At 69.1% G+C, this 23,200-nt stretch carries 22 protein-coding genes and 5 pseudogenes; 20 read left to right on the top strand and 7 right to left on the bottom strand.

Annotated elements, in window-relative coordinates:
• Positions 1-789: 789 nt before the first annotated feature.
• Together AC5P09_RS47060 and AC5P09_RS47065 are read left to right on the top strand one after the other, a co-directional pair.
• Entirely contained in the window at positions 790-1,725 is a 936-nt protein-coding gene (locus tag AC5P09_RS47060; protein WP_493879832.1) for a hypothetical protein, read from the top strand.
• A gap of 153 nt (positions 1,726-1,878) precedes the next feature.
• Positions 1,879-2,061: pseudogene (locus AC5P09_RS47065) on the top strand (relaxase domain-containing protein); the annotation flags it as partial.
• A gap of 347 nt (positions 2,062-2,408) precedes the next feature.
• Here AC5P09_RS47065 and AC5P09_RS47070 read toward each other — a convergent pair.
• The 3 genes and pseudogenes from AC5P09_RS47070 to AC5P09_RS47080 form a co-directional block, all read right to left on the bottom strand.
• Positions 2,409-2,663 carry a hypothetical protein gene (locus tag AC5P09_RS47070; protein ID WP_493879853.1) on the bottom strand — a complete coding sequence of 85 codons (255 nt, stop codon included), beginning with the start codon at positions 2,661-2,663 and terminating at the stop codon, positions 2,409-2,411.
• 509 nt (positions 2,664-3,172) lie between these two features.
• Positions 3,173-3,535, bottom strand: a pseudogene (locus AC5P09_RS47075) (IS110 family transposase); the annotation flags it as partial.
• A 400-nt stretch (positions 3,536-3,935) separates the two neighbouring features.
• Positions 3,936-4,877, bottom strand: coding sequence for a LysR family transcriptional regulator (locus AC5P09_RS47080; RefSeq protein WP_493879833.1), 942 nt, complete (start codon positions 4,875-4,877; stop codon positions 3,936-3,938).
• Between the two features lie 134 nt (positions 4,878-5,011).
• On the opposite strand from AC5P09_RS47080, the gene AC5P09_RS47085 reads away from it, so the two are divergent.
• From AC5P09_RS47085 to AC5P09_RS47110, 6 genes and pseudogenes are all read left to right on the top strand, one after another.
• Entirely contained in the window at positions 5,012-5,944 is a 933-nt protein-coding gene (locus AC5P09_RS47085) for an NAD-dependent epimerase/dehydratase family protein (RefSeq protein ID WP_493879834.1), read from the top strand.
• Positions 5,945-6,254: 310 nt separating this feature from the next.
• On the top strand, positions 6,255-6,539 hold the full coding sequence (locus AC5P09_RS47090; protein ID WP_493879835.1) for a hypothetical protein: 285 nt from the start codon (positions 6,255-6,257) through the stop codon (positions 6,537-6,539).
• A 509-nt stretch (positions 6,540-7,048) separates the two neighbouring features.
• Positions 7,049-7,594, top strand: a complete 546-nt coding sequence (locus AC5P09_RS47095) for an SRPBCC domain-containing protein (RefSeq protein WP_493879836.1) — start codon at positions 7,049-7,051, stop codon at positions 7,592-7,594.
• Between the two features lie 87 nt (positions 7,595-7,681).
• Positions 7,682-7,969, top strand: coding sequence for a transposase domain-containing protein (locus AC5P09_RS47100; protein ID WP_493879837.1), 288 nt, complete (start codon positions 7,682-7,684; stop codon positions 7,967-7,969).
• 2 nt (positions 7,970-7,971) lie between these two features.
• Positions 7,972-8,061: pseudogene (locus AC5P09_RS47105) on the top strand (Tn3 family transposase); the annotation flags it as partial.
• Positions 8,058-8,797: pseudogene (locus AC5P09_RS47110) on the top strand (MFS transporter); the annotation flags it as partial. The pseudogenes AC5P09_RS47105 and AC5P09_RS47110, both read left to right, overlap by 4 nt.
• Positions 8,798-9,112: 315 nt before the next feature.
• Here the strand turns inward: AC5P09_RS47110 and AC5P09_RS47115 are convergent.
• Positions 9,113-10,060, bottom strand: coding sequence for an oxygenase MpaB family protein (locus AC5P09_RS47115; protein WP_493879851.1), 948 nt, complete (start codon positions 10,058-10,060; stop codon positions 9,113-9,115).
• Positions 10,061-10,784: 724 nt separating this feature from the next.
• Here AC5P09_RS47115 and AC5P09_RS47120 point away from each other — a divergent pair.
• The 7 genes and pseudogenes from AC5P09_RS47120 to AC5P09_RS47150 form a co-directional block, all read left to right on the top strand.
• Positions 10,785-11,441, top strand: a complete 657-nt coding sequence (locus AC5P09_RS47120; protein WP_493879838.1) for a Rossmann-fold NAD(P)-binding domain-containing protein — start codon at positions 10,785-10,787, stop codon at positions 11,439-11,441.
• Positions 11,432-12,274, top strand: coding sequence for a UbiA family prenyltransferase (locus AC5P09_RS47125; RefSeq protein WP_493879839.1), 843 nt, complete (start codon positions 11,432-11,434; stop codon positions 12,272-12,274). The genes AC5P09_RS47120 and AC5P09_RS47125 overlap by 10 nt, the downstream gene beginning before the upstream one ends.
• Positions 12,274-13,458, top strand: a complete 1,185-nt coding sequence (locus AC5P09_RS47130; protein ID WP_493879840.1) for an FAD-dependent monooxygenase — start codon at positions 12,274-12,276, stop codon at positions 13,456-13,458. The genes AC5P09_RS47125 and AC5P09_RS47130 overlap by 1 nt, the downstream gene beginning before the upstream one ends.
• Positions 13,455-14,543 (top strand): type III polyketide synthase, encoded by a 1,089-nt coding sequence (locus AC5P09_RS47135; RefSeq protein ID WP_493879841.1) that lies wholly within the window; start codon positions 13,455-13,457, stop codon positions 14,541-14,543. The genes AC5P09_RS47130 and AC5P09_RS47135 overlap by 4 nt, the downstream gene beginning before the upstream one ends.
• On the top strand, positions 14,540-15,058 hold the full coding sequence (locus AC5P09_RS47140; protein WP_493879842.1) for an isoprenylcysteine carboxyl methyltransferase family protein: 519 nt from the start codon (positions 14,540-14,542) through the stop codon (positions 15,056-15,058). Before AC5P09_RS47135 ends, AC5P09_RS47140 begins: the two co-directional genes overlap by 4 nt.
• An 11-nt stretch (positions 15,059-15,069) precedes the next feature.
• Positions 15,070-16,125, top strand: coding sequence for an NAD(P)/FAD-dependent oxidoreductase (locus AC5P09_RS47145; RefSeq protein ID WP_493879843.1), 1,056 nt, complete (start codon positions 15,070-15,072; stop codon positions 16,123-16,125).
• 22 nt (positions 16,126-16,147) lie between these two features.
• Positions 16,148-16,789, top strand: a pseudogene (locus AC5P09_RS47150) (MmyB family transcriptional regulator); the annotation flags it as partial.
• Here AC5P09_RS47150 and AC5P09_RS47155 read toward each other — a convergent pair.
• Entirely contained in the window at positions 16,693-17,232 is a 540-nt protein-coding gene (locus AC5P09_RS47155; RefSeq protein ID WP_493879852.1) for an MFS transporter, read from the bottom strand. The pseudogene AC5P09_RS47150 and the gene AC5P09_RS47155 overlap by 97 nt on opposite strands.
• A gap of 11 nt (positions 17,233-17,243) precedes the next feature.
• Between AC5P09_RS47155 and AC5P09_RS47160 the strand changes: the two genes are divergently transcribed.
• The 3 genes from AC5P09_RS47160 to AC5P09_RS47170 are packed head-to-tail and all read left to right on the top strand — an operon-like array spanning position 17,244 to position 18,809.
• Entirely contained in the window at positions 17,244-17,408 is a 165-nt protein-coding gene (locus AC5P09_RS47160; RefSeq protein ID WP_493879844.1) for a hypothetical protein, read from the top strand.
• 26 nt (positions 17,409-17,434) lie between these two features.
• Positions 17,435-18,091 (top strand): TetR/AcrR family transcriptional regulator, encoded by a 657-nt coding sequence (locus AC5P09_RS47165; protein WP_493879845.1) that lies wholly within the window; start codon positions 17,435-17,437, stop codon positions 18,089-18,091.
• Between the two features lie 58 nt (positions 18,092-18,149).
• Positions 18,150-18,809, top strand: a complete 660-nt coding sequence (locus tag AC5P09_RS47170; RefSeq protein ID WP_493879846.1) for a VOC family protein — start codon at positions 18,150-18,152, stop codon at positions 18,807-18,809.
• Between the two features lie 112 nt (positions 18,810-18,921).
• Here the strand turns inward: AC5P09_RS47170 and AC5P09_RS47175 are convergent, their stop codons facing one another.
• A complete protein-coding gene (locus tag AC5P09_RS47175; RefSeq protein WP_493879847.1) occupies positions 18,922-19,341 on the bottom strand; it encodes a MerR family transcriptional regulator in 420 nt (139 codons plus the stop codon).
• Between the two features lie 433 nt (positions 19,342-19,774).
• Here AC5P09_RS47175 and AC5P09_RS47180 point away from each other — a divergent pair, with 433 nt between their 5' ends.
• Together AC5P09_RS47180 and AC5P09_RS47185 are read left to right on the top strand one after the other, a co-directional pair.
• Positions 19,775-21,277, top strand: coding sequence for a SulP family inorganic anion transporter (locus AC5P09_RS47180; RefSeq protein WP_493879848.1), 1,503 nt, complete (start codon positions 19,775-19,777; stop codon positions 21,275-21,277).
• A gap of 263 nt (positions 21,278-21,540) precedes the next feature.
• Complete coding sequence (locus AC5P09_RS47185) at positions 21,541-21,996, top strand: hypothetical protein (protein ID WP_493879849.1); 456 nt, start codon at positions 21,541-21,543, stop codon at positions 21,994-21,996.
• Positions 21,997-22,035: 39 nt separating this feature from the next.
• Here AC5P09_RS47185 and AC5P09_RS47190 read toward each other — a convergent pair whose 3' ends face one another.
• A complete protein-coding gene (locus tag AC5P09_RS47190) occupies positions 22,036-22,617 on the bottom strand; it encodes a hypothetical protein (protein WP_493879850.1) in 582 nt (193 codons plus the stop codon).
• Positions 22,618-23,200: the final 583 nt, after the last annotated feature.

Consider the following 23,200-nt stretch of genomic DNA (forward strand, 5'->3'; position numbering starts at 1 on the left):
ACTCGTCCAGACCAGCGTGAAGAAACTCGTCAATAACAACTCGAAGTAACACAATCAGGGTCACGAGACACTAGACGATCTCGGCCTTGAACTCCGGCGTGAACGAACGACGAGGCCCAGGCTTCTTGTTCCCCATGCTCTCCATGATGGACATCCTCCCGGGGGTGAACCCCTGATCTCGGATGTCCGTCAAAGCGGATCAAGCTCAAACTTCCCCCCGGGCGATGGGAGGGTTACTTATGGATCATCACTTCTCATACTCTCTACAGACTGCATCCGAATTCGATCTTCATGCGCCAATTTCGCTCCAGAGCCTCGCCATGCCGATACCGACGGCAAACTGACGCCCCACAGCGTCCAGTCGGGAGCTAGGTGAATGAAGATTTGGCACCTGAGGGTTCGGTGCATCGCATTTACTGTCTCGGTTCTTGCCGGGTTGTCCGCGGGCTGCGCAGCCTCGCCCGGCGAGCACGAACCAGCCAGAGCCCGCACTCTCCCAAAGGCCGCTACGAGTGGACCAGGCACCGCGTCCCCAACAGCCGGCATGTCTCAGGCCGGCCTTCTTCCCACAGGAATGCCGTCCACCAAGCCAACAGGCAGACCGGAGACGGAAGCGTCAGCCAGACCTCCCAGGCGCCCACGGCTCGGCGGGGACCCCGTTGAGCCGGTGCCTGAGCCGTCGTTGGCCATGTCCCCAGGACCCAACGCCCCCTTGGTACCAGTCCCGGAACCCGACGCGCCTCCGCCGTCCTGTCCGACATCCACCCCTCCACCCAACGGCGAATCCACGTGCAATCAGCCACCTCAGCCGACGCCAACGCCGACGCCAACGCCAACGCCAACGCCGTGAGGCCCTCAAGTCCTGAAGAGGAACCATCCACCCTGTCCGCCGGGGCCGGTAACTTCGCCGATCTCGCGACGCTCTCCTCGCTCGGTGGAGTGCTGCTGTTCTACGCCGGTGTAGTCCATGCGCGTGCTTACTACGCGTACTTCCACGTGGACGCACTGACTCTGGGGCTCAGCTTCCCGGAATTCGCGATGAGAAGCCTACGGCTGATCACCGCTCCCGCGGTTCTGATCGCGGTGGCAGCGGTGGTCCTGCTGCGAGACCCACAACTGATCAGCCGGACTCTGCTGTGCCGTCTGCCAGACGGCGTTTGGGCGAGGCCCCGCCAGGTCGCACGAAGGCTGGTCCACCTGCACCCGCTGCTGCTCGCCGTCTCCATCGCCACCTTCTTCATCTGGGAACGCGTCCATCCCTACGAGTGGACGGTGCCTGTCCTCCTCGCCGCCGGAATCCTCCTGGGCCAGTCGCCCGCCGCGAACGGCGGCAACCGCTTGGCAGGCATACGGGCAAGGGGCGTGCCACTCACCGCAGTCCTCGTCTGCCTGCTATGGGCCGTAGCACTGGCCGCCCAGCGGTTCGGTGAAGATGACGCCAAGCTGACCGCCGCCCACCTGGAGGACAGAACGGCCGTCGTCGTCTTCAGCACCGAGCGCCTGAGCCTGACCGGCCATGGACTGACTTCCAAAGACCTCGGCAAGCAATCCCACTTCCGCTACCGGTACACCGGGCTCAGGCTCATCATCGAGCGCGGCGGGCGCTACCACGCCGTCGCTGTGGGATGGCGGCAGGGCACCGACTCGACATACGTACTGCGGGAGAGCGACGACATCCGCATCGAGCTCATGCCAGGAACACGTCGCGCACTCGCGCAGGGCTGAGCCAGGAAACCCAGAGGGAGACACAGCCGCTCTGCGTCACCCCGGGCTGCCGGCAGAAAGTTCAGAGAAGGCATATGAGGTAAGTGCCAGCTTCGCGCACGTGCCTCACAAGTATCCGAGGGTTGTCAGGCACGTGTGGCGACCGCCCACTCATTGAAGCGCTCCGGGCTCCGTCGACGGCACAGATCGCGTTGGCGCAAGCACCGTGCCCCGGTGAAGGACGGGCTGATCGTCGCGGTGTTCCGGCACTGCGAGTCGAGAGCCGGAAAGCCGCTACTCCACGATCATGCGGTTATGTCGATCCGCGCCCGGCGCCCGGACGCCAAGGGGACGTGGGTGTAGGTTCGCGTTTCCGATGGCCCTTTCTCGTTGACGGTGGCCTGTGGTCGTCCAGGTCTCGGTCAGTCTTCGTCGGACGGACTGGAAGATCGAGGAGGATCGGGCCTGGCCGACGACGGGCCTGGATGTCTTCGAGCCCTCGGTATCGTTCGAGGTGTGGTGCGAGCCGCCGGAAGCGGAGTTGGCAAACCTGCGCTTTCTCGCGGGCTACGCCGCGGCCCGCGCCCCAGATAGTCAGTCCCACAATGATCCAACCACCTTGAAGATGCTTCCTAGATGTTTGGGCCTCGGCGGGCCTGAGTCGAACTGCGAATCACGGCGTCCAGGAACGAGGCCACGCTCGCCTAATCGGCGGCGTCGGCGGGGTTGGTGGCCATCACGGTCCGGTGCGTCGACAGCTCCATCGCGGCGGCGAGGTGCTCCGTGGCCTCCGTCATACGGCCCGCCGCCACCAGGGCGTGGATGAGGCGGTTTCGGGTCGGCGCCTCCTCATAGAAGTCGTCGGTCTCGTGGAAGAGGCGGCACGCCTGCTCGAACACGGAGGCTGCGTCGTCGTACTGCCCGGTGCGCTCCGCCGCCTCTCCGCGGCCACGTAGCACGAACGCCTCAGCATGCGGGTCCGCCTTCTCCTTCGCGATTCCTTGCGCCCGGTCGAGAGCGGCTGACCCCTGTTCGGGCTGGTGCGCGGCGCTGTGGTCGAAGGCGAGGTCGACAGGAGTGAGGACTTCGCTGTACCAGTCCCCGTACTGCCGGAAGACGTCGATCGATCTCTCAGGTGCCGCATCACGTTCCGCAACACCGTCCGGTTGTCCCGCGGCTGGCCCTGGCGCCGGATTTCCTGCTCCTTCTTCTCCAGAGCGTGCACCATGGCGGCTGTCCTGCGGTCGGTGTTGAGTCCTTCGTGGTGCTGCCGTATGAAGTCGGCCGCCGCTCCTGGACGTGCATCCGTGGACACCGCGTAGAGGTGTGCCCTCCCCTCCGTCCCAGCAACCGAAGCGCCTTGCCTGCGCCGTACGGGTCTCTGGCCCGGCGGCTCAGGAACACCGCCCGCGCGGCATACTCTGTTGTCTCCAGGAGCTTGTCCTCCTCCAGGAGGACAAGCTCCTGGTACTTGCGGATCACGCTCCCCGGCGACCAGGGCATCGAGCATGCTCCGGGCGGACCGGCCGGTGATGTCGGAGACCACCGCGCTGAGCTTGATGCCTGCGTCTTCCAGAAACATCGCCAGCCGGTTGACGTCCCTGGCCCGGTCCAGGACAGTCTCGGTGCGATAGCGGGTCAGATCCCGCAACTGCCGGATGCCGCGCGGCGGTACGAAACTGGGCCTTACCAGCCCGTGCTCGACCAGGCGGCAGATCCACTCGCAGTCCCTGACGTCGGTCTTGCGCCCAGGTACGGTCTTGATGTGCTGGGCGTTGAGCAGCCACGGCTCGATGCCTTCAGTGGCTTCGAGCAGGTAGTACAAAGGCTTCCCGGTTCGGTCAGCTGGCGGTGCCCGCCCTTCCGGGGCCACAGTATTCGAAGAAGCTCTCTTGCGTGCTCATGGCAACATCACCGGACTTCTGCACACGGTCCCTGCGTCCGACTTCGTTTCGGGCTCAAGACTCGGCGGCAAGCTCCATCGACGTCCTCCGGACGAGCACCACCCGAATTTCCCGGCCACGGGGCGGGCCCGCCGGGGACCGGGGCGACTTCGTTGTGTCCGTGACGGTCTTCCGACGGATCGTCACACCGCAGCGACCTGCACGTTTCCATGATCCCCAGGACTTGAATTGGCCCTGGGCCTTCACCGGTTCGATGGGTTCCGGCGTCGCCCTACTACTGGTCGCCGGCGAACGACCTGATCGCCGACCGCGTTGGCGCGGCGATACTCAGGAGGACGGTCGCGTCTTCGCGGACGTGGAGTTGTCATCTGCGAGCTGGGTTCGCACGCCGCGCGGAACACGCACGCCGTGAGTGCGCAGGTTGCCGATGAATCGTGCGACGAGCGGATCCGGTTCCGCAGACGTCACCGCCACCAGCTGCCTGACCCACCGTGGCGAGAACGAGCGCACTGCGCCCGGGAAACCATCGCTGACCGCACTCACGGGGCACACGGCGATTCCCAGACCGGCGGCCGCGAGCTGTGGTGCCGCTGCCGTAACCGATGTCCTCATCACCGTCTCCGGGTGGACTCCGGCGCGGGCGAAGGACTGATCGAGCCAGGCACTGAGGCCGTTGTCCGGTGCGAAGTGAACGAGTGGCGCACCTTCAAGGTCCTCGATGCGTACAGCCGGCTGCTCGGTCAGGGGGTGGCCGGTGGGTGCCGTCAGTACGATCTCTTCCTCGGCTATGGCGGTGATCGTGAAGCGGCCGGGCAGGGGGGTGGACATCAGCACCATGTCGACCTCGTCGGAGTCGATGAAGCCGAGGATCTCGTCTACCGCCGTGGATTCACGCAGGGTGATCGCCACCTCCGGGTGGCGGCGGTGCCACTGGCGAATGACCGGGGCGAGCAGCGCCACGGTGAGGCTTTGTGCACAGGCCAACCGCAAGACTCCTCCGGCCGCTTGACCCGCTGCACGTGCTGACCTCACCGCAGCGGCGGCCGCCTCGATCGCTCGTCTGGCATCCGCGAGGGCGGCACGCCCTGCGGGAGTGAGCTTGACCCCCCGGGGTTCGCGGCGAAGCAGGATCGTTCGGGTCTCGCGTTCCAGCGAAGCGATCTGGTGGGAGACAGCGGGTTGCGACGAATGCAGCAGCAGTGCGGCCTGTGTGATCGATCCGGAGTCTGCGACCGCGACAAGGCACTCCAAGGCCCGAAGAGAAGTCATCCACGAATTTTATCGCAGGCCGTCGAAGCATAAATGTTATCGAGGGAAGACCCTGGGGTCCCTGGTTGCTACAGCCCACGACACCTTCTCGCCGAGGCAGGCGAGGAGGCTCGCACTCGGCGAAGGAGATATCCATGGCGCAGACGTTCGTCACGGGCGGTTCAGGGTTCATCGGCCAGGTGCTGGTACGTCGGCTCCTCGACGAGGGGCACTCGGTCCGTGCTCTGGTCCGAAGTCAGGCGTCGGCTGCAAAGGTGTCAGCGCTGGGGGCGGAGCCTGTCCGGGGAGAGTTGACCGACCCGACCACGTGGCGGAATCAGGTGACGGGCAGTGACGTGGTGTTTCACCTCGCTGCCGAGACGGATATCACCGCTGACCGTGAACGCCATGAGCTTGTGTCGGTTCACGGCACCCAGGCAGCCGTCGACGCAGCCCGCTACGCGCAGGTTCCTCGGTTCGTCCACTGCGGGAGCGAAGCTGCGCTCCTCGCCGGCGACCCACTCGTGGACGTCGACGAGACCGCGCCGCTGCGGCCGGACTCGGAAGCCGCTTACTGTGCGGTAAAAGCCGCTGCCGAGAAGATCGTGCTCGACGCGAATGCCCCGGACTTCGCCACGGTGTCGATTCGTCCGAGGTTCGTCTGGGGTCCCGACAGCATCCTTATCGACGGCCTGGTAGCGGCGGCGAAGGCGGGGCAGTTCGCTTGGATTGGCGGAGGCCGGCACACAACTGACGTCACGTTCGTCGAGAACGCCGTCGAGGGCCTCATCCTCGGATGGCAGCGCGGCCGACCAGGCCGGGCCTACTTCGTCACTGACCGGCACCGCGTCACCCTGCGCGAGTTCATGGAGACTCTGTTCGAGATCTATGGCGTCGATACGCCGATCCCTGACCTGGACGTCGAGACCGCCGCTCGCGAGGTCCCCGTTCCCGCTCGATGGTTCCTCGGGCAGCCCTGCGTTCTGCGGACGGACAAAGCCGTAGCCGAGTTGGGATACGAGCCCATTGTTTCGCATGCTGCCGGTCTGGACGCTGTCAGGAATTCGGTGGCCGTCAGTGGCACGTGAAACTTCACACCCATTCGACGACCTATGTAAACGTTTAAACGAAGGGAGACCAAAATGAAGATTGTCACGATCGGGAGAGGAATGATCGGCGGAGGACTGGCCAACCTCTGGCGGACCGCAGGCCACGGCGTTGTGGAACTCGGCCGTGACGGCGGGGATGCGTCGGACGCGGACGTGGTCCTGGTTGCAGTTCCCGGCGATAAGATCTCGGCTGCCCTGAGCAAGGTGACGGGGCTCGGGGGAAAGATTGCGATCGACGCAACGGACGTCATTCCGGCGTCATGGCGACTTTCCGTCGTACGCCGAGGAGGTGAAGTCCTTCACCGGCGGCCCGGTAGCCAAGAGCTTCAACATGAACTTCGGAGCACTGTTCGGCGCAGTGCGCGAGCAGCGAGTGCGGCCGAGCAATTGGTACGTCGCGGACGAGGGCGCCCGCGAGGTCACCGAGCGGCTCATCCGTGACGCCGGCTACGACCCCGTGCGCGTCGGGGATCTCTCACGAGCCCGCGACTTCGAAAACGCAGTCTGGCTGCTCATGGGTATCCAGTCGCTCGGCGGCGTGTTCTACCGGTTCGCCGTTCCCGGTGAGCTCTGAGCGACCCGACCCGACCCGACTGGCCGGTATCTGGTGCCCGCCGGACGAGAAGTGAACCACTGATGATCCGAGACGCACAGCCCACCGGACCGTCATAACGCGCCAGGCGATCACGCGGGCCAGAGGAGTCTTGCCGGCGCCCGCGTTCCCCGCGACCAAGACTCGATTCATCGAACAATCGTCTCCGACAGCAAACTATCAAGGCCAATGGGTTGTCGATTCTGGTTGCACCAATAGGCGGTGTCCGGTTTCCGGGTGACCTGCTGCGTACCCGAGGTGCCAGGCCCTGAAAAATGCACCAGCAGGGCGCGGCCTGCGTCATCTATCCGGAATCCACGCCCGGGACGAGGAATTACCGGGATCCTCCGGACACGCCGGGAACTTCCTGAGGGGGAGTCACAACAGATACGAAGGTCAAAGCCCAGGCGGCAGGGGAATCAATCCTCAGTCACGTCAGTTGACGTGCATTTGAAACGTTTTCCGAAACGTCCAAGAAGGGGAAGTGACCGATGTACGACAAGGTGAATTGGCCCGAGCGGTATGACCCGAAAACGTCTGCTATCTGCGCGCTCAACGACATCGACGTGAAGGCGCCGCCTGAAGTGGTATGGAAGCTGCTCGTCGACGCCGAGAACTGGTCGAGCTACTTTCCTCCCGAAGATCAGGTCAAGATCCTGAGTGGTGAGCCGGAACTGGCGCTCGGAACCAAGTACAGCCGGGTGACGGTTGGTTTTCCGATGAGTCTGAGCGTGACGGAGTACGAGCCCTTCAGCAGGCTCTCGTGGGAGACGGTAGTCGACAGCGACGAAACCGGTTCGAGCGCGTACCACGGCTGGGTAATCACGCCCACGGACGATGGCTGTCACGTGCTGACCGAGGAAACGCAGCAGGGCCCCTTCTTCCTTGAGGAGCTCGGGCGCAAGCATCCCGGCGCGCTCTACCGCTATCACCAGGACTGGATCGAAAGGCGAGCGCCCTCATCGGCCGGGGCAGTGGTGAGGCCTTCCAGATCGGCTTCAAGGGGACCCAGTTCCTGCACCTCGCGACCAAGCTAGGCATGGTCATGGGTCCGCCGCTGGCGCGCCGAAGGCGACGCGGGCCTGTACGACCGTACGACCGCACGAGTCGGCCAGGGCGACGAGGTGCTGGCCGAGTGCCGGATCGTCCAGCGCCGGCTGGGTCTTCTGGCTTCCCGGGTCGGCGTCTACTTCGTCCTGGCGCTCGGCCTGTTCGAGCCTTTGGGTGCCCGCGTGGTGTGGGACAAGCCCATCGGGGGCCGGCTGTCACGGTGCCCACCCCCTCCGGGAATCCCTTCGCGATCTGCGCCGCCTCATCGCCTCACGCCTCTCCGGAATCGGGCCGTCACTCACCTTGACGGCAACCCGAGTTCAAGCTCAGTGACACGAGCGCGCTTCCGCGCAGGTGGCTGAAGCTGCGGATGTTCGGCCGGGAGGGGCGGCCGACCCCACTGGGTCAGGCATTCGCCGAGTACGGGCGGATCGCCAAGACCCTGCACCTGCTGCACTCCTCGACGTCCGCCTGTTCCGCGAGCGAGGTCGCGCGAGCGGTTCCTTGTCGCTCTTGACGGTCCTCGGCGTGCAGGCAGGGATCTTCGCGGTCCTCATCCCATACTTCCAGGCGGTGCTCGGCTGGTCCGGCCTTCGCTCCACCCTGGCGCTCATGCCGGTGGCGCTGCTGATGATGTTCGCCTCCGGCCTCGCCCCGCAGGCAGCCGCTCGCATCGGCAGCCGCTGGACGATGGCCTCAGGGTCTTCCTGAGCGGCGCGGGACTGGTCCTCACGGCCACCTTCGTCTCCGTCCACGGCGGCTACCGCCCGATCCTCCCCGGCATGCTCGCCATGGGACTCGGTATGGGTTTGACGACGACGCCCTCCACCTAGGCCATGACCACCGCCTTGCCGCGTGAGCGCCAAGGTGTCGCGTCCGCGCTCAACGCGACGTCACCCGGGGGTTCGGCACCGCGCTCGGTGCCGCGCTGCTCGGAGCGGTCCTGACCGCCGGGCTACCGCGGCGCCATCGACTCCCGGCTCGACGGAGTGCCGGGCGACGCCGGCGACACCGCCCGCGAGGGCGTCGCCAACGCCCGCGCGGCCGCCGACGCGGTCGGCCCCCAGGCGCAGGCGCTGACCCGAGCCGCCCAAGAGCCCTTCGTCGATGGCTGGCGGCAGGCCCAGTGGGCAGGCGCCGTAGTCATGGCGAGCCTGTTCGTCTACGTTCTCGCGCGAGGTCCGCAGCGACCAACCCAGGGTTCCGGCGGCAACAGCCAGACCTATAGAACCCAAGCGTTCCGCCCGCGGGTCGGCTGGGGCAAAAGATGTCATTCACAGCCAGCGTCGGCTCGGACACCACCACCGACAGAAGTATCCCTGGGATCGCTGCGGACCGTTCGGCGTAAAGCCTCCGATCAGCTCGGCGCCGGCCGAGCAGGTCTGCCCGCAGTGCTCGGATACGGCCCGGCGTGTGTACTCATCCGCTGCGACCGCCTTCGCGTCGCCTGCCGTCACTGGCCTGTGCGAGCAGGTGGAGAAGTCTCGGGAAAGCCCCGCGGCGTTTCACCGGCGCGGCTGGCCGGTTACAGGCGGTTCCCTGGACCCCGCCGCGTACGGTCGGCGGGTGGCGACGCGCCGTCCCCAGGCGTCGGCCGAGGGCGGGGGATTCATGCTCCACCTGATCGCCCTGGTCAGGACATGGCCGGTGAGGGGTATCGCGACATCCTCGAGCACGGGAACGCGCGGAAGCCCCAGCAATCGTCGGGCCCACTCCGGGAGGGACGTCACCGCGTTGGCGGCGAGCAGGGCGTAGGCGGGCCGGGCGGCAAGTGGCAGCGGTGGCTGTACCAGCAGGAAGCGCGCGGCCGCCCGGCACTCCGGGGTGGCACGGAGTTCCGGACGGTACGCGGCCAGGCGTGCCTCGAGCTCCGCCCGTGTCCGGGGCGGGTCCGGCACTCCGAGGGCCGTCGCCACCTTCGCCGTGTCCGCCACGTAGGCGTCGTAGTCGGCGGGTGTGAGGGGCCGGGCCCCGAAGCGCTCGTGGGCCCGCAGGAAGCTGTCCGTCTCGGTGACATGCACCCACTCGAGCAGGTGCGGATCGGCGGCCTGGTAGTGCTCGCCCTCCGCTGTCACCCCCTTGACCCGCTCATGGACGGCGCGGACCCGTTCGACGGCACTGCGGGCGTCTTCGGCGGTTCCGAAGGTCGTCACGGCGAGGAACGTACTGGTGCGCTGCAGCCGCCCCCAGGGGTCGCCGCGGTACCCGGAATGAGCGGCCACGGCGGCCATGGCCAGCGGGTGCAGGGATTGCAGCAGCAGGGCGCGCAGTCCGCCGATGAACATGGAGGCATCGCCGTGCACGACGCGGATGGGCCGTTTCTCGTCGAACCACCGCGGCCCCGGGGTGTTGTGGATGCGAGCACGGTTGGCGGGACCGTCGGGCCCCGCGACGCGGCTGAAGAGTGCCTTGCCGAGCCTGTCCCGCACGCCGGAAAGGGTGAGGACGTCCATGTCCATGGCCCCATTCTGCGCCGTCGTCGTCTGCGGCGGGAGGGCGGTGTCCCGGCACCGGATGGCGGCGTTGTGGAAGTCCTCACCACTCGTACGTGACTGTCGTGACCTCGCAGCTCACTGCGCGGATGGGGGTGCTCGCACCGGAGCCGTGGTATTGAGCTCCATGTCACCGTCGGCCAATGCCTTCAGGGCCTCGGGAGCGAGGCGGAGGAGAGCACGACGCACAGCGCAGCCGAGGGCTGCCGACGATGCCGACGTCCGCCGGATGCCGGAGTGGCTCGTGTGAACGGGTGGGCAACGTGGCAGCGATCCTGCATGCGCATCATGGTCACACGTGTGGCGGGAAACATCGGCTCCGCTGCCGAACGACGCCCGCGTGGCGCGGGCACGCTCGACCTCCTCGGCCTGGCCCGGCGGCTGCCCGACGGCTCCGACAGCCGCGGCGACGACTGGCGCTCGGTCGGCCTGAGCGGCGAGTCCTGCCACGGGACGCCCGTCGAGGCGTTTGCCGGCGCGGGCACGCTCGTCCACCTGGCTCTTGGGGCTTCCCTCCGTCCCTCCACCTCACCTACCTCGCCGGAATCGGCATTGGCGCACCCGCCGCGTGCTCCGAGCCGTCGCCGAGGCCGGCGTACTGCGGCTGTTCCACATGTCCTCGCCCAGCGCCTGCTCGCCGACGCAGGACGACCGGCCAGTCGAAGAGTCCTGACCCAGCGAGGGCGTGCACGGCTCGTGCTGCAGTCGGCACGAGTCGCCGGCCGAGCGTCTCCTTCACCAGTACGAGGCCTCCGGCACCGGCTCGCTCTTCACCCGCCTGCGGCCGGGGATCGTCGGCCGGGGCGCCGCAGTCATCGCCCTGCTCCGGTACGGCGTGCCCGCCAAGGCGCTCGGTCTGCTGCCGGTCCTGCCGGTGGACCGGGGGCTGACCATCCGGATGGTCCACACCCAGGACATCGCCGAGGTGATCGCCGCCGTGTTCCACCAGCGCGCGGGCGGTCGGTTCCGTCCGATTGCCGGCACGCCCGTGACCGCGGCGGTCATCGCGGACGTGTTCGGCGCCAGGCTGGTGCCCGCGCCCTCCGCGGTGATCGGCGCCGCCATGTCGGCCCCCTGGCACGTGCGCCTGCCGCAGGTCGAAACCGTGTGGCTCAACGTGGGCTCCCTACTCCCGATGACAGACACGACCCCCGCGCGCACGGAGTCCGGCTGGACCCCGGCCAAGGACCGCCCGGACGTGTTGACCGAGGTGGTCGAGAGCATGAAGGACGCTGGGTCCGGCAGGACGCCCGTGCTACGCCCACGCACGGTGCTCGGCGCGTTAGGCGCGTTCGGCGGCACGATCCGTTGCAGGCCGGTCGAGGTGCGGCGATGCCCGTGACCACCCGCGTGGTCCCGGCGCGCCCCGGACCGCCGCCCGCTGCCGCGCTGCTCGCCGCCGCCCACGGCGGGCCGGCCCTCGCGGTCACCGTCATCGCGGGCCTGCTCGCACTCCGCGCCGACCTGTACCCGCTCGACGCCGTCGCGGTCACCGCGGCGGTGTTCACCGGGCAGCTCACGATCGGCTGGGGCAACGACCTGCTGGACCTCCGTCGCGACCGCGCCGTCGGTCGCACCGACAAGCCGTTGGCCACCGGAGCCCTCCCGGCCGGCTGGGTGGTACGAGCCCTGGTCGTGGCCGCACTCGCCTGCCTCGTGCTGTCCGCGCTCGCCGGCTGGCGCAGTGCGCTGGTCAACGCCACCCTTGCCACCGGTGCGGGCCACGCCTACAACCTCGGGCTCAAGGCGACCGCGTGGTCCTGGGCGCCGTACGCCTGCGGCGTCGGGACGCTGCCCTCGGTCGTCACCCTCGCCGGCCCCGCCCAGGGCTGGGCGCCGCTGTGGATGACCGGTGCCGGCGCCGCGCTCGGTGTCGGGGCGCACCTGCTCAACACGCTGCCCGACCTCGCCGACGACGAACGTACCGGCGTCCGCGGCCTTCCACACCGAATCGGCGAACGTCTCTCGCGCGTCCTCGCCGCCGTGCTGCTGCCCGCCGCCTCGCTGCTCGCCGTGCTCGGCCCCGCGGGAACGCCCCCGGCGTGGGCGTGGGCGGTCCTCGCACTGGTGACCGCCCTCGCACTGCTCACGCTGGTCGCCCGCGGTCGTACTCCCTTCCGGGCTGCGGTGGCCATCGCTCTGCTCGACGTCGTGCTGCTCGTGGCGGCCGGCTGATGACGCCCTCGCCCCACCACTTCGGCCTCGCGGTGGTAGGCGACGGGCCGGCCGGCGCAGTCACCGCCCTGGGCGCGATGAGCGCCGATGCGGACCTGCGCGCAGCTCTCCTGGACCGGGCGGAATTTCCACGGGACAAGGTCTGCGGCGACGGCATGGCTCCGCACGTCCTCGACCTCTTGGCCGAGGTCGGCGTCACCGGCCTCGTCGACGACCGGCTCCCGGTCGACCGTCTCCGCCTCGGCCGACACGGCCTGGTCGCCGAGCGGCGGATGGCCCGCCCGCCATGGGTCGTATCCCGCCGGGTGCTCGACACCCGACTGGTCGACGCGGCGGTCGGCGCCGGTGCCCGGCCACTCCGGCACCAGGTCGGGAACCACCTTCGCCAGGGCACCGACACGGTGGTCCGGGACGGCGACATCTCCGCCGCGGTCGTCGTCGGTGCCGACGGCGTCCACTCAGTCGTCCGACGCGTGCTCGGCCGGCCCCGGGGCCCAGTGGCCCTCGCGCTGCGTTGCTACGCCCCGGTCGCACCCGGGTGGCGCGTCACACAGGTCATCGAGTTCGGCACCCGGCACCAGCCGTCGTACGCCTGGTCCTTCGCCCTCGGTGACGGCCACGCCAACGTCAGGTATGGCGAGGTCCTTCACCAGGACCGTCCGGCGCCGACCCGCGCCCAGCTGATCGAGCGCCTCGAGGCGCTCCTGCCCGGCGCGGCCGAGGGCGGGCAGCACCGGGTCGGGCACCACCTGCCGCTCTCGACGGCGCGCTGGTGCCCTCCGACGGGCCGCGTGCTGCTCGCGGGCGACGCTGCCGGCCTGGTGAACCCGCTGACCGGCGAGGGCATCTACTGCGCCGTGGCCACTGGCGTCGCGGCCGGCCGCGCGGCAGCCGCGGCCCGGCGCGAGGGACGACCTGAGCGGGCGGGGGAGCGGTACGCTCGCGCCACCCGCCGGATCCTGCTGCCCCACCTGCGCCACACCGCGCTGGCCGCCTGGCTCACCCGCAGCACACGCCTTCTCGAGGCCGGGCTGCGCGCCTCGGCCGCCGATCAGCGTGTCTTCGACGACCTCGTCGAGCTCGGTCTCGCCCGGGGCCGGCTCACCCCGACCGTCGCGCTCGGCCTCGGTCGGGCACTCGGCGCGTCCACCCGCCCGACCAGCCGACCACAGGAGCCTGCATGACCATGCGCGTCCTCAGCGTCCGCGGCGTCCTGCCCGAGCACCGCCACCGGCAGGAGGAGATCACCGAGTCCTTCACCACCACGCTGGTCAGGGACAGGGTCAACCGCGGCATCGTGGAACGGTTCCACCGCAACGTGTGCGTCGAGACCCGGCACACCGTGCTCCCGCTGGCGGAGTACGCCCGGCTCGAGGACTTCGGCCAGTCGAACGACGTCTTCATCCGGGCCGGCGTCGAGCTCGGCGCTCGCGCGGTCGTCGACGCACTCAAGGAGGTCGGCCTCACACCGGCCGACGTCGACTACATCGTGTCGTGCACGGTGACCGGCCTGGCCGTCCCCTCGCTCGAGGCACGCGTCGCAGCGGAGATCGGGTTGCGGCCCGATGTGGTGCGCCTGCCCCTCGTGGGCCTCGGGTGTGTAGCGGGCGTGGCCGGTGTCGCCCGCCTGCACGACCTGCTGCGTGGCCGCCCGGACGGTGTCGCGGTGCTGATGTCGGTCGAGGTGTGCTCGCTCACGCTTCAGCGCGACGACACCTCGGTCGCCAACCTCGTGGCGAGCGGCCTGTTCGGGGACGGTGCCGCGGCGGTGGTCGCCGTCGGGGCCGAGCACGCGCTCGCGCTGTCCGACGACCCGGCTCGTCCCGAGGTCCTCGCGTCGCGCAGCCGTCTCTACCCCGACTCGGAGCGCATGATGGGCTGGGACGTCGGCTCCGGCGGGCTGAGGATCGTGCTTGACGCCTCGGTCCCCGACCTGGTGCGCCGTCACGTCGGCGACGACGTCCGCGGCTTCCTCGCCGACCACCGGCTGACCCGCGACGACCTCGGCTGGTACGTGGCGCACCCCGGCGGTCCCAAAGTCCTCGAAGCGCTGCAGGACGCCCTCGGGGTCGAGCGGGACGCCCTGGGCGTGACCTGGGACTCGCTGCGCCGGATCGGGAACCTGTCCTCCGCCTCGGTGCTGCACGTCATGGCGGACACGCTGGCCAACCGCCCGCCCCCGCCCGGCTCCTACGGGCTCATGCTCGCCATGGGCCCGGGCTTCTGTTCCGAGCTCGTGCTCCTGCGCGCTCCGGGTGGTGAGCAGTGAGCAGCGAAATCCTGTTCACCGTCCTGGTCCTGGCCGTCGGCCTGGAGCGGGTCGCCGAGCTGGCCGTGTCCCAACGCAATGCCGCCTTCAGCCTCGCGCAGAGCGGCGTGGAGTCCGGACGGGGGCACTACCCGTTCATGGTGGTGCTGCACACGGGCCTGCTCGTCGGCGCGCTCGTGGAGGTGTGGATGCGCCGACCGGACGCGGCAGCGGTCCTCGCCTGGACCATGCTCGCCCTCGTCGCGGCCTCGCAGGCGTTGCGCTGGTGGTGCATCGCCACCTTGGGACGGCAGTGGAACACCCGGTTGATCGTCGTGCCGGGCGCTGCACGTGTGACGGGCGGCCCCTACCGCTGGATCCCACACCCCAACTACGTCGCCGTGGTCGTGGAGGGGCTCGCGCTCCCCCTGGTGCACTCGGCCTGGGTCACGGCGGTTGTCTTCACCGCGCTGAACGGGTTCCTGCTCGCCACCCGCATCCGCGCCGAGGACGCCGCCCTGGCACAACTGGCATGAAGGAGACGCACATGGACCTGCTCATCGTCGGCGGGGGGCCCGCAGGCCTGGCCACAGCCCTGCACGCGGCCCGGGCGGGGCTCGACGTCGCCGTGTGGGAGCAGCGCGCCGGCACCGTCGACAAGGCGTGCGGCGAGGGACTGATGCCGGGTGCCGTCACCGCCTTGGCAGCGCTCGGCTTGCGCCCGCCGGGGCACGACCTGCGCGGCATCCGCTACGTCGCCGGACCGCGCCGGGTCGATGCCGACTTCAGCGCGGGCCCGGGCCGCGGGGTGCGTCGCACGACGCTGCACGCGGCGCTGCGTGAGATGGTGCTGGCCGCGGGCGTACGCGTCGAGCAGCGCACTGCGCGCCGTGTCACGCAGGACGAGGACGGTGTGTCGGTCGACGGCACCCGTGCCGGCCACCTCGTCGCGTCCGACGGCCTGCACTCTCCGATCCGCCGGGCCCTGGGGCTCGACCGGCCACACCGGGCCCGCCCCCGGCACGGGCTGCGGCGCCACTACGGGCTCGCCCCCTGGAGCGACCACGTCGAGGTGCACTGGGCTCGACGCGCGGAGGCCTACGTGACCCCGGTGGCCGACGACCTCGTGGGTGTCGCGGTGCTCACCACCGCCCGCGGGTCATTCGACGACCACCTCTCCGCCTTCCCCGAGCTGCGGGAGCGGCTGGCCGGGGCCGGGCACGCCGGACCGGTGCGCGGGGCGGGCCCGCTCCGCCAGGGCACAAGCGCGCGCACCGCCGGCCGAGTGCTGCTCGTCGGCGATGCCGCCGGCTACGTCGACGCGCTGACCGGTGAGGGCATCGCACTGGCGCTCGCGCAGGCACCGGCGGCAGTCCAGGCCGTCACCAGCGGTGATCTGGTGGGCTACGAGCAGGAGTGGCGGCAGCTCACACGGCGCTACCGCTGGCTGACCCACGCGCTGCTCGGCGCGACGCGGGTGCCACCGGCTCGTGCGGCACTGGTGCCGCTGGCACAGCGGCTGCCGTGGCTGTTCTCCGCGGCCGTCGACGCGCTGGCAGGCCCGGCCGGGCAGCACGCCCAGGCGGGCCGGCCGAGTGGGTAGTCGGCGCCCGCCGTGCCCGATCGACGCCGAACGCGCCCACCTACTCCACCTGGCCCAAGCCGCCGAGGGCTCCGACACGCTCGCCCGGCCAAGGCGGCGCCCCAGCAAGCAGCGGAACCTGCACAAGAGCCTGCAGTGGACCCTGGACGCAGTCACCGCCGGGCGCGCGTTCGTCAACAACGGCCGCCTGGACGTGCTCGCCGGCAACCGGCTCGCCCGCGCCTTCTTCAGCGACATCTTCAGCGGGCCGCAGCCGCCGAACCTCGCCCGTTGCCAGTTCCTCGACCCCGCGGCCCACCGCTTCTACCCCGACTGGGACCACATCGCAGACATGACCGTGGACGTCCTGCGCACCGCGGCCGGCCGCAACCCCCGCGACAAGGACCTCCACGACCTGGTGGGAGAGCTGTCCACCCGCGACGACGCCTTCCGCACCCGCTGGGGCGCTCACAACGTCACCCGCCACGGCACCGGCATCAAACGCTTCCACCACCCGGTCGTCGGCGACCTCACCCTCGCCTTCGAGGCCCTGGCCATGACCGCAGAACCGGGCCTCACCCTCACCGTCTACACAGCCGAACCCGGGTCACCGTCCGAGGGAGCTCTGCACCTGCTGGCTTCCTGGGCCGCGTCCCACGAAGCGGACTCCGACTCCTTCGTGTGACCGCGGGTTTCGGCGGGCTGATGCCCCGTCTCCCGGGAACTGTTCATGGCCACGGTACTGCTGACCCGTGTCACGCTCCCGGCACGCCATCCGTAGGCGTCGGCGGGCCAGCCGCCGAGCGGGGCGACGGCGATGCTGCCGACCTTCATGATCGTGGCCCGGCCCCGCTGGCCCGGCCGCACGGCCAGGGTCACCACCGGCAGGTAGACGGCGAGGTAGGCGGCTGCGGCGACTCCCTGGAGCACCCGGGCGAGCAGGAGGATCCAGAACTGTGGGCCGGTGGAGGCCAGCACGCTGGTCGCGGCGGCCAGGGTCAGGGACGCGGCGAACACGGTCCGGGGATCGCTGTGGTCGACCCAGCGGCCGGCGGGCAGGGCCAGTGCGGCCATGGGCAGCTGGTAGGCCGACAGCACCCAGGCGGTCGCGCTGCCGGTGACGTCCAGGTCGGCGGGCGATGAGCGGCAGCGCGAAGGCCGCCATGCTCAGTTCGCTGGCCACCAGCAGCGTGGCCAGCGCGGAGACGGTGACCGTCCCCCAGCGCGTGCGCGCCGCAGCTGCGTCCTCGCCGGTATCCGGGCGGGCGGTGCCGGTGGCCTTCTTCTCCGTTTGCTGGGGTTGACCATCCCCAGAAAGTAGGGAGTGCGCGTGCCCGCACCGATGGTTGCGCCGGGGGGCCGCATCGCCAAACGTGAGGCCATCACCGGCGCGGCCCGCGCCGTGTTCGGCCGCGAGGGTTTCACCGCCGCCGGCATCGAGACGATCGCCGCAGAGGCGGGGGTGTCCACCCGCACCATCTACAACCACTTCGCGGGCAAGGAGGAGTTGTTCGCCGCGGTCATCGCGGAGAGTTCCACGCGGGTGGCCGACGTCCTGGTCGAGCTCACCGAACGCCACCTGGGCCCGGTGAGCGATCCGCGCCGCCTGGAGGTGGCCCTGCTCGCTCTGGCCACGGCGTGGAACAGGCCACGTGCCGAGTTCGCCGACCACTTCGCCGTGGTGCGCCGGATGCGGGCCGAGGCCGCGCACCTGCCGCGCGGCCTGCTCCAGGCGTGGGACCGGGCGGGGCCGCAGCGCACCCAGCGCGAACTCGCCCACCAGCTGCGCCGCCTGGCCGGCCTCGGCGTCCTAGAGGTGGCCGACGCCTCTCTGACGGCCGACCACTTTTTACTGCTGACCTCCGGCGCAGTGTCCGAGCGCAGCCACTACGGCGCGGCTGCTCTGTCCGCCCCGGCCCGCACCGCGCTCATCACCGCCGGGGTGCGGGCGTTCCTCCACGGCTACCTGCCCAAAAAAGGTTGCTGAGGGAGCAGCAGGTCAGCTACTACGGCAGCTGGTCGACGCGGCAAGGAGCAGGCAGTTGATGACACCTCATCTCGGTGCGCTGAACGAGTTCTGCTGGATGGACCTCAAGACGCACGACGTGCCGGGCACCGCAGCCTTCTTCTCTGCTGTGCTGGGCTGGCGGTTCGCGGCGGACGAAGGCGACTGGCGCCGCGCGACGAAGATCTTCGCCGACGGTCATCGGATCGGCGGCGTGAGCGACCTCAGCGGTCCGCTCTACCCGCCGGGCACTCCCGCGCACATCTCCTACTACCTCGCTGTCGATGACATCGAAGCCCGCACCGAAGTCGCCACGGCAGCAGGCGCCCAACTCGTGCTCGCCCCTTTCGACGCCGGGGATCAGGGCCGCATCGCGACCCTGATCGATCCCGTCGGCGCGGTCTTCTCCCTGTGGCAGACACAACCCTCCAACCGGTGGCTCCCGTCGGCGAGCGCACCGCAGCGCATGATCCTGGCCTGCACCCACCCCGAGCAGGCCCGCCGCTCTACCGGGAAATGCTCGGTGCAGTCCCCAGCTGCGCGGACTTCGTCCTGGCGCACGGCCCCGCCGACTGCGCACCCCGATGGGAGCTGGCAGTCGGCGTCGAAGCCCCGGACACTGTTGCCGCCCGGGTACGCGGCCTGGGGCAGGAGGTGTCGTGCGGGCCGGATCACGCAGGTCTGGAGGACCAGCGTCTGAGCAGCCCGGAGGGGCTGACGTTCCGCGTCCGGGCTGGCACCTCGTGAAGCCCCCGGTGTCGGCGGCCGCTCCGTGTGCGACGCGCGGTGCTGTGCTGGCAGTCGGCCGGTGATCAGGCCGAGGCGCCCTGCTTATGGCTGGCGGCCGCGAGCCGGGCGCGGAGGGTGACGGCGAAGTCTTCGGCCCGGGCCAGTTGGACGCGCAGGTCCTCGATTCTCTGGGCGGCGGCCTGCTCGTAGGTCTCTATCCGCTCCAGGAGTGCTTCCCGCTCGTCGATGTCGGCCGGCTCGTCGGAGTCGAGGCGGTCGGTGGCGTCCAGGAGGTCGCGCATCTCGTCCAGGGTGAAGCCGAGTGGCTTCATGCGGCGGATGACCATGAGGCGGGCGATGTCGGCCTCGGTGTAGAGGCGGAAGCCGCCCTGGGAGCGGGCGGAGGGGATGACCAGGCCGGTCTCCTCGTAGTGGCGGATGGTGCGCAGGGACAGCTCGGTCCGTGTGGCGACCTCGCCGATCTGCATGTGCTTGCTGTCCACGCCCGTGGTCCTGGCCCTTCTCGTCCCTGGTGCTGTCGCGTCCCGCCGATCCTGCCAACCTCTACTCTAACGTTAGGGTAGAGTCGCTGATGTTGAGGGGCGGCCGCCCGCCGCCTTCAGCTGTGCGGTGCGGGCTTCGAGTCCGGCCCGCTGCCGTGCCGGGGCCGATGGTGCCCCCGGCGAAGATCTTCGAGCCTTGCGGGAGAAATGCGTGCGCGTGTTTATGGTGCCCTGCGCCGCTGCCTGCCCGCCGTGATGCTTCGCCCCTGACGAGAGCCCCGACCGCGTACGCGGCTGCGCTGGCTGCTCGTCGAGACAGACTTCCGGCCCGCCGAGCGGGCCGTCCGCGGGATGCCGGCCCGGCCTTCCGCGCTCTCCCGCGCGCCCCCTGCCCTAGGTGGGGTGTGCCTGAGCACGACAGGTACCCGCTTCCTTGTCTACTTCCGCACTGTCCCCGGCCGCGCGCCTGCGCGGCCTGCGTCCCGACTGGCTGGGCAATCCGAAGGTCTGGCGTACCGAGGTGCTGGCCGGCCTGGTCGTCGCCCTCGCGCTGATCCCCGAGGCGATCTCCTTCTCCATCATCGCCGGGGTCGACCCGGCGATCGGCCTGTTCGCCTCGTTCACGATGGCCGTGGTCATCTCCATCGTCGGCGGCCGCCGAGCGATGATCTCCGCCGCCACCGGCGCCATCGCGCTGGTCATCGCCCCGCTGAACCGCGAGCACGGCCTGGGCTACCTGATCGCCGCCGTCATCCTCGCCGGCGTCATCCAGGTCGCCCTCGGCGCGCTCGGGGTGGCCAAACTGATGCGGTTCGTGCCCCGCTCGGTCATGGTCGGCTTCGTCAACGCCCTCGCCATCCTGATCTTCATGGCGCAGGTGCCGGAGATGCACGACGTTCCCTGGGCCGTGTACCCGCTGATCATCGGCGGTCTCGCGCTGATGGTGTTCTTCCCGAAGATCACCACGGTGATCCCGGCGCCGCTCGTCGCCATCGTCATCCTCACCGTCATCACCGTCGCCGCCGGGATCGCCGTGCCGACCGTGGGTGACAAGGGTGCCCTGCCGTCCTCCCTGCCGGTGCCCGGCCTGCCCGACGTGCCGTTCACGATGGACACGCTGACCACCATCGCCCCCTACGCCTTCGCGATGGCATTGGTGGGTCTGATGGAGTCGCTGATGACCGCCAAGCTGGTCGACGACATCACCGACACCCACTCCTCCAAGACCCGCGAGTCGATCGGCCAGGGCATCGCGAACATCGTCACCGGCTTCTTCGGCGGCATGGGCGGCTGCGCCATGATCGGCCAGACGATGATCAACGTGAAGGTGTCGGGGGCCCGCACCCGCCTGTCCACCTTCCTGGCGGGCTCGTTCCTGATGGTGCTGTGCATCGTCTTCGGCCCGGTCGTCTCCGACATTCCGATGGCCGCACTGGTCGCCGTGATGGTGATGGTGTCGTTCGCGACGTTCGACTGGCACTCCATCGCCCCCAAGGCCATCAAGCGCCTGCCGACGGGCGAGATCGCCGTCATGGTCATCACGGTGATCTGCGTGGTTGCCACCGATAACCTCGCCATCGGCGTCGTCGTCGGCTCCATCACCGCGATGGTCATCTTCGCCAAGCGCGTCGCCCACCTCGCCAACGTCACCTCCGTCACCGACCCCGATCACGCCACAGTGGTGTACTCGGTGACCGGTGAGCTGTTCTTCGCCTCCTCCAACGACCTCGTCGGCCAGTTCAACTACGCCACCGACCCGGACAGGGTAGTTATCGACCTGAGCGCGGCGCATGTCTGGGACGCCTCCTCCGTCGCCGCCCTGGACGCGATCGAGACCAAGTACGCCCAACGCGGCAAGACCGTCGAGATCATCGGACTCAACGACCCCAGCGCCGACCTCCACGGCAAGCTCACCGGCGAACTCACCAGCCACTGACCCCACCACTGTGATGGCCGAACGGGAGGCGTCAGCTCGCCTCCGGCGGCCATCACTCTCCGGTGCCGAAACAAGGGCACGCCCGACAGGTGGAGGCCGGTCAGCGCCGAGGCAAGGGGCCGGATCACCGAGTGCGTGCTGGACTGCCGCAACTGCTCGTTCTCCAGCCCCAGGACCTGCACGACGCGGGCCAACTGCTGGACTTGGAGGGCGAGGCGGTCGCATTCTTCGCGTAACGCCTGGGCCTTCGCTTTGAGTTCTTCGTGCTTGGTGTGAAGGGCGTCGAGGTGCTGCGGTCGACCGTGCTGGGCGCGGACGAGTGCGTAGAGAAGCCGCTGGATGAGTTCACCAACGCCGAACGGATCGCCCTGCGGGACGCGGCCCGGGAGCAAGTACGGGCGACGGAGGCCCGGCTCGCCCTCGGCTGCGACCTGCTCGCCGCCGGGGAGGACCCGCGCGATGGCGGCTGGCGGAGCCTGCCCAACCTGCTCCGGGCAGCCCGCGCCGGAATGATCACCTTGACCCGCAATGCGGCGTTGGCCGCCCTCTCCGCTGACCTCCCCAGCCCGATCCTCGCCGACGTGACCGGGATGCACCGCCACACCGCACTCCGCTGGGTCGCCTACGCCCGACGCGACTGGGCCGAGTACATCGCCGCCCGAGCCGAAGACGAGGCCAACAAGCCGGAGAAGAAGGGGAATAGTGCACGGTCGGAATAACCCTTCCCGCTGGCATCGAGGACCTGATACTGGCCCATTTCACCCAAGGAAATCGGGACTTGATGCGCTCACCACACCCGATGCGTCAAATGTCGACCTGGCTGACATGTTCGGCTCTCTCTTCATGTGAGTCGTGACGGCGGCGCCGAAGTTGAGAATATCCTCAGGAATCCTGGATCGCTGTTGACCAGCGATCTTGAACATCAGCCAGAGGCGCTTAAGGTCAAGGCGACTCGCCTGGCATGGGAAACTGACTGGAGCGATCAACGGGGGAATCCGGAGTGCGAATTTGCCCGAGCTGACCAGCCCGGGCGGATCACCGGTATACAGGAGTACACGCCCTTGCCCGCCGCTTCCGCCAAGACCTACGACGAAGTCCTGGATATCGGCCGACGTGACGTCACGATACCCCTCCACTGTGAGCGAGCCATTCGGCGAGTCGTATATGAACACAGAGAAGATCAATATTGGGTAAGTGGAATACAACTTGTACCCCGCCGCCAGGAGGCAGCGGTCATCCCGGACCGCTTTCGCTAGATCTGTGACCTCGACTTCGGGGAGTTCATCGAGCCTCACTATTGCCGTCGGCTCGCCATCGAGCATCATCAGGAATGGGCTCATCGGCCTGACGTCCTCAATAGTGAGCGTGCCTTCGCCATGAAGGCGGGGAATGCGGAGCGGCGACAGGTCAAAGTCCTTGCCACGTCGCCATCTTGAAAACATGCCCACGGTCGTCCTCGACAATCTGTTTTCCCCTGTCGGGCAAGGCGCCACGCGCAGTGTTGCACTGACTGTCAGTGCCTCCAGTCAGAAATCAGGCCACCTTGCCGCCATGCTAACGACCAGAGTCGGGACCGGTCCCGACCCGAGTTCGCGTCCCCGCATGGGGGCACCGACGAAACCCATTTGACCAGCAGCAGGGTTCCGGTCTGGGAGACCGGTTCCCGCGCCGGCGGAGATCGTTTCCCGTTGCGCGAGGCAATCAGAGCCGCAGACCTGGGCGGCGTCCTGGCCGCCAACTCGCTGACGCCGCACGACAGTTTCGTCGGTGCGTGTGTCCCGAACACAGGGAGGAGTTCGATGTAGGTAGAGCACCTTGTTGGGGTGCTGACGGACACCTGCATCGAGCCGAAGAACACCCCGAGCGCGAGGCCGAGCGCGACCTGTCGCAGGAATGCGGAGCGGAGCAGGGCGCGTCCGGCGT

The sequence above is a fragment of the Streptomyces sp. a15 genome (assembly GCF_059026085.1).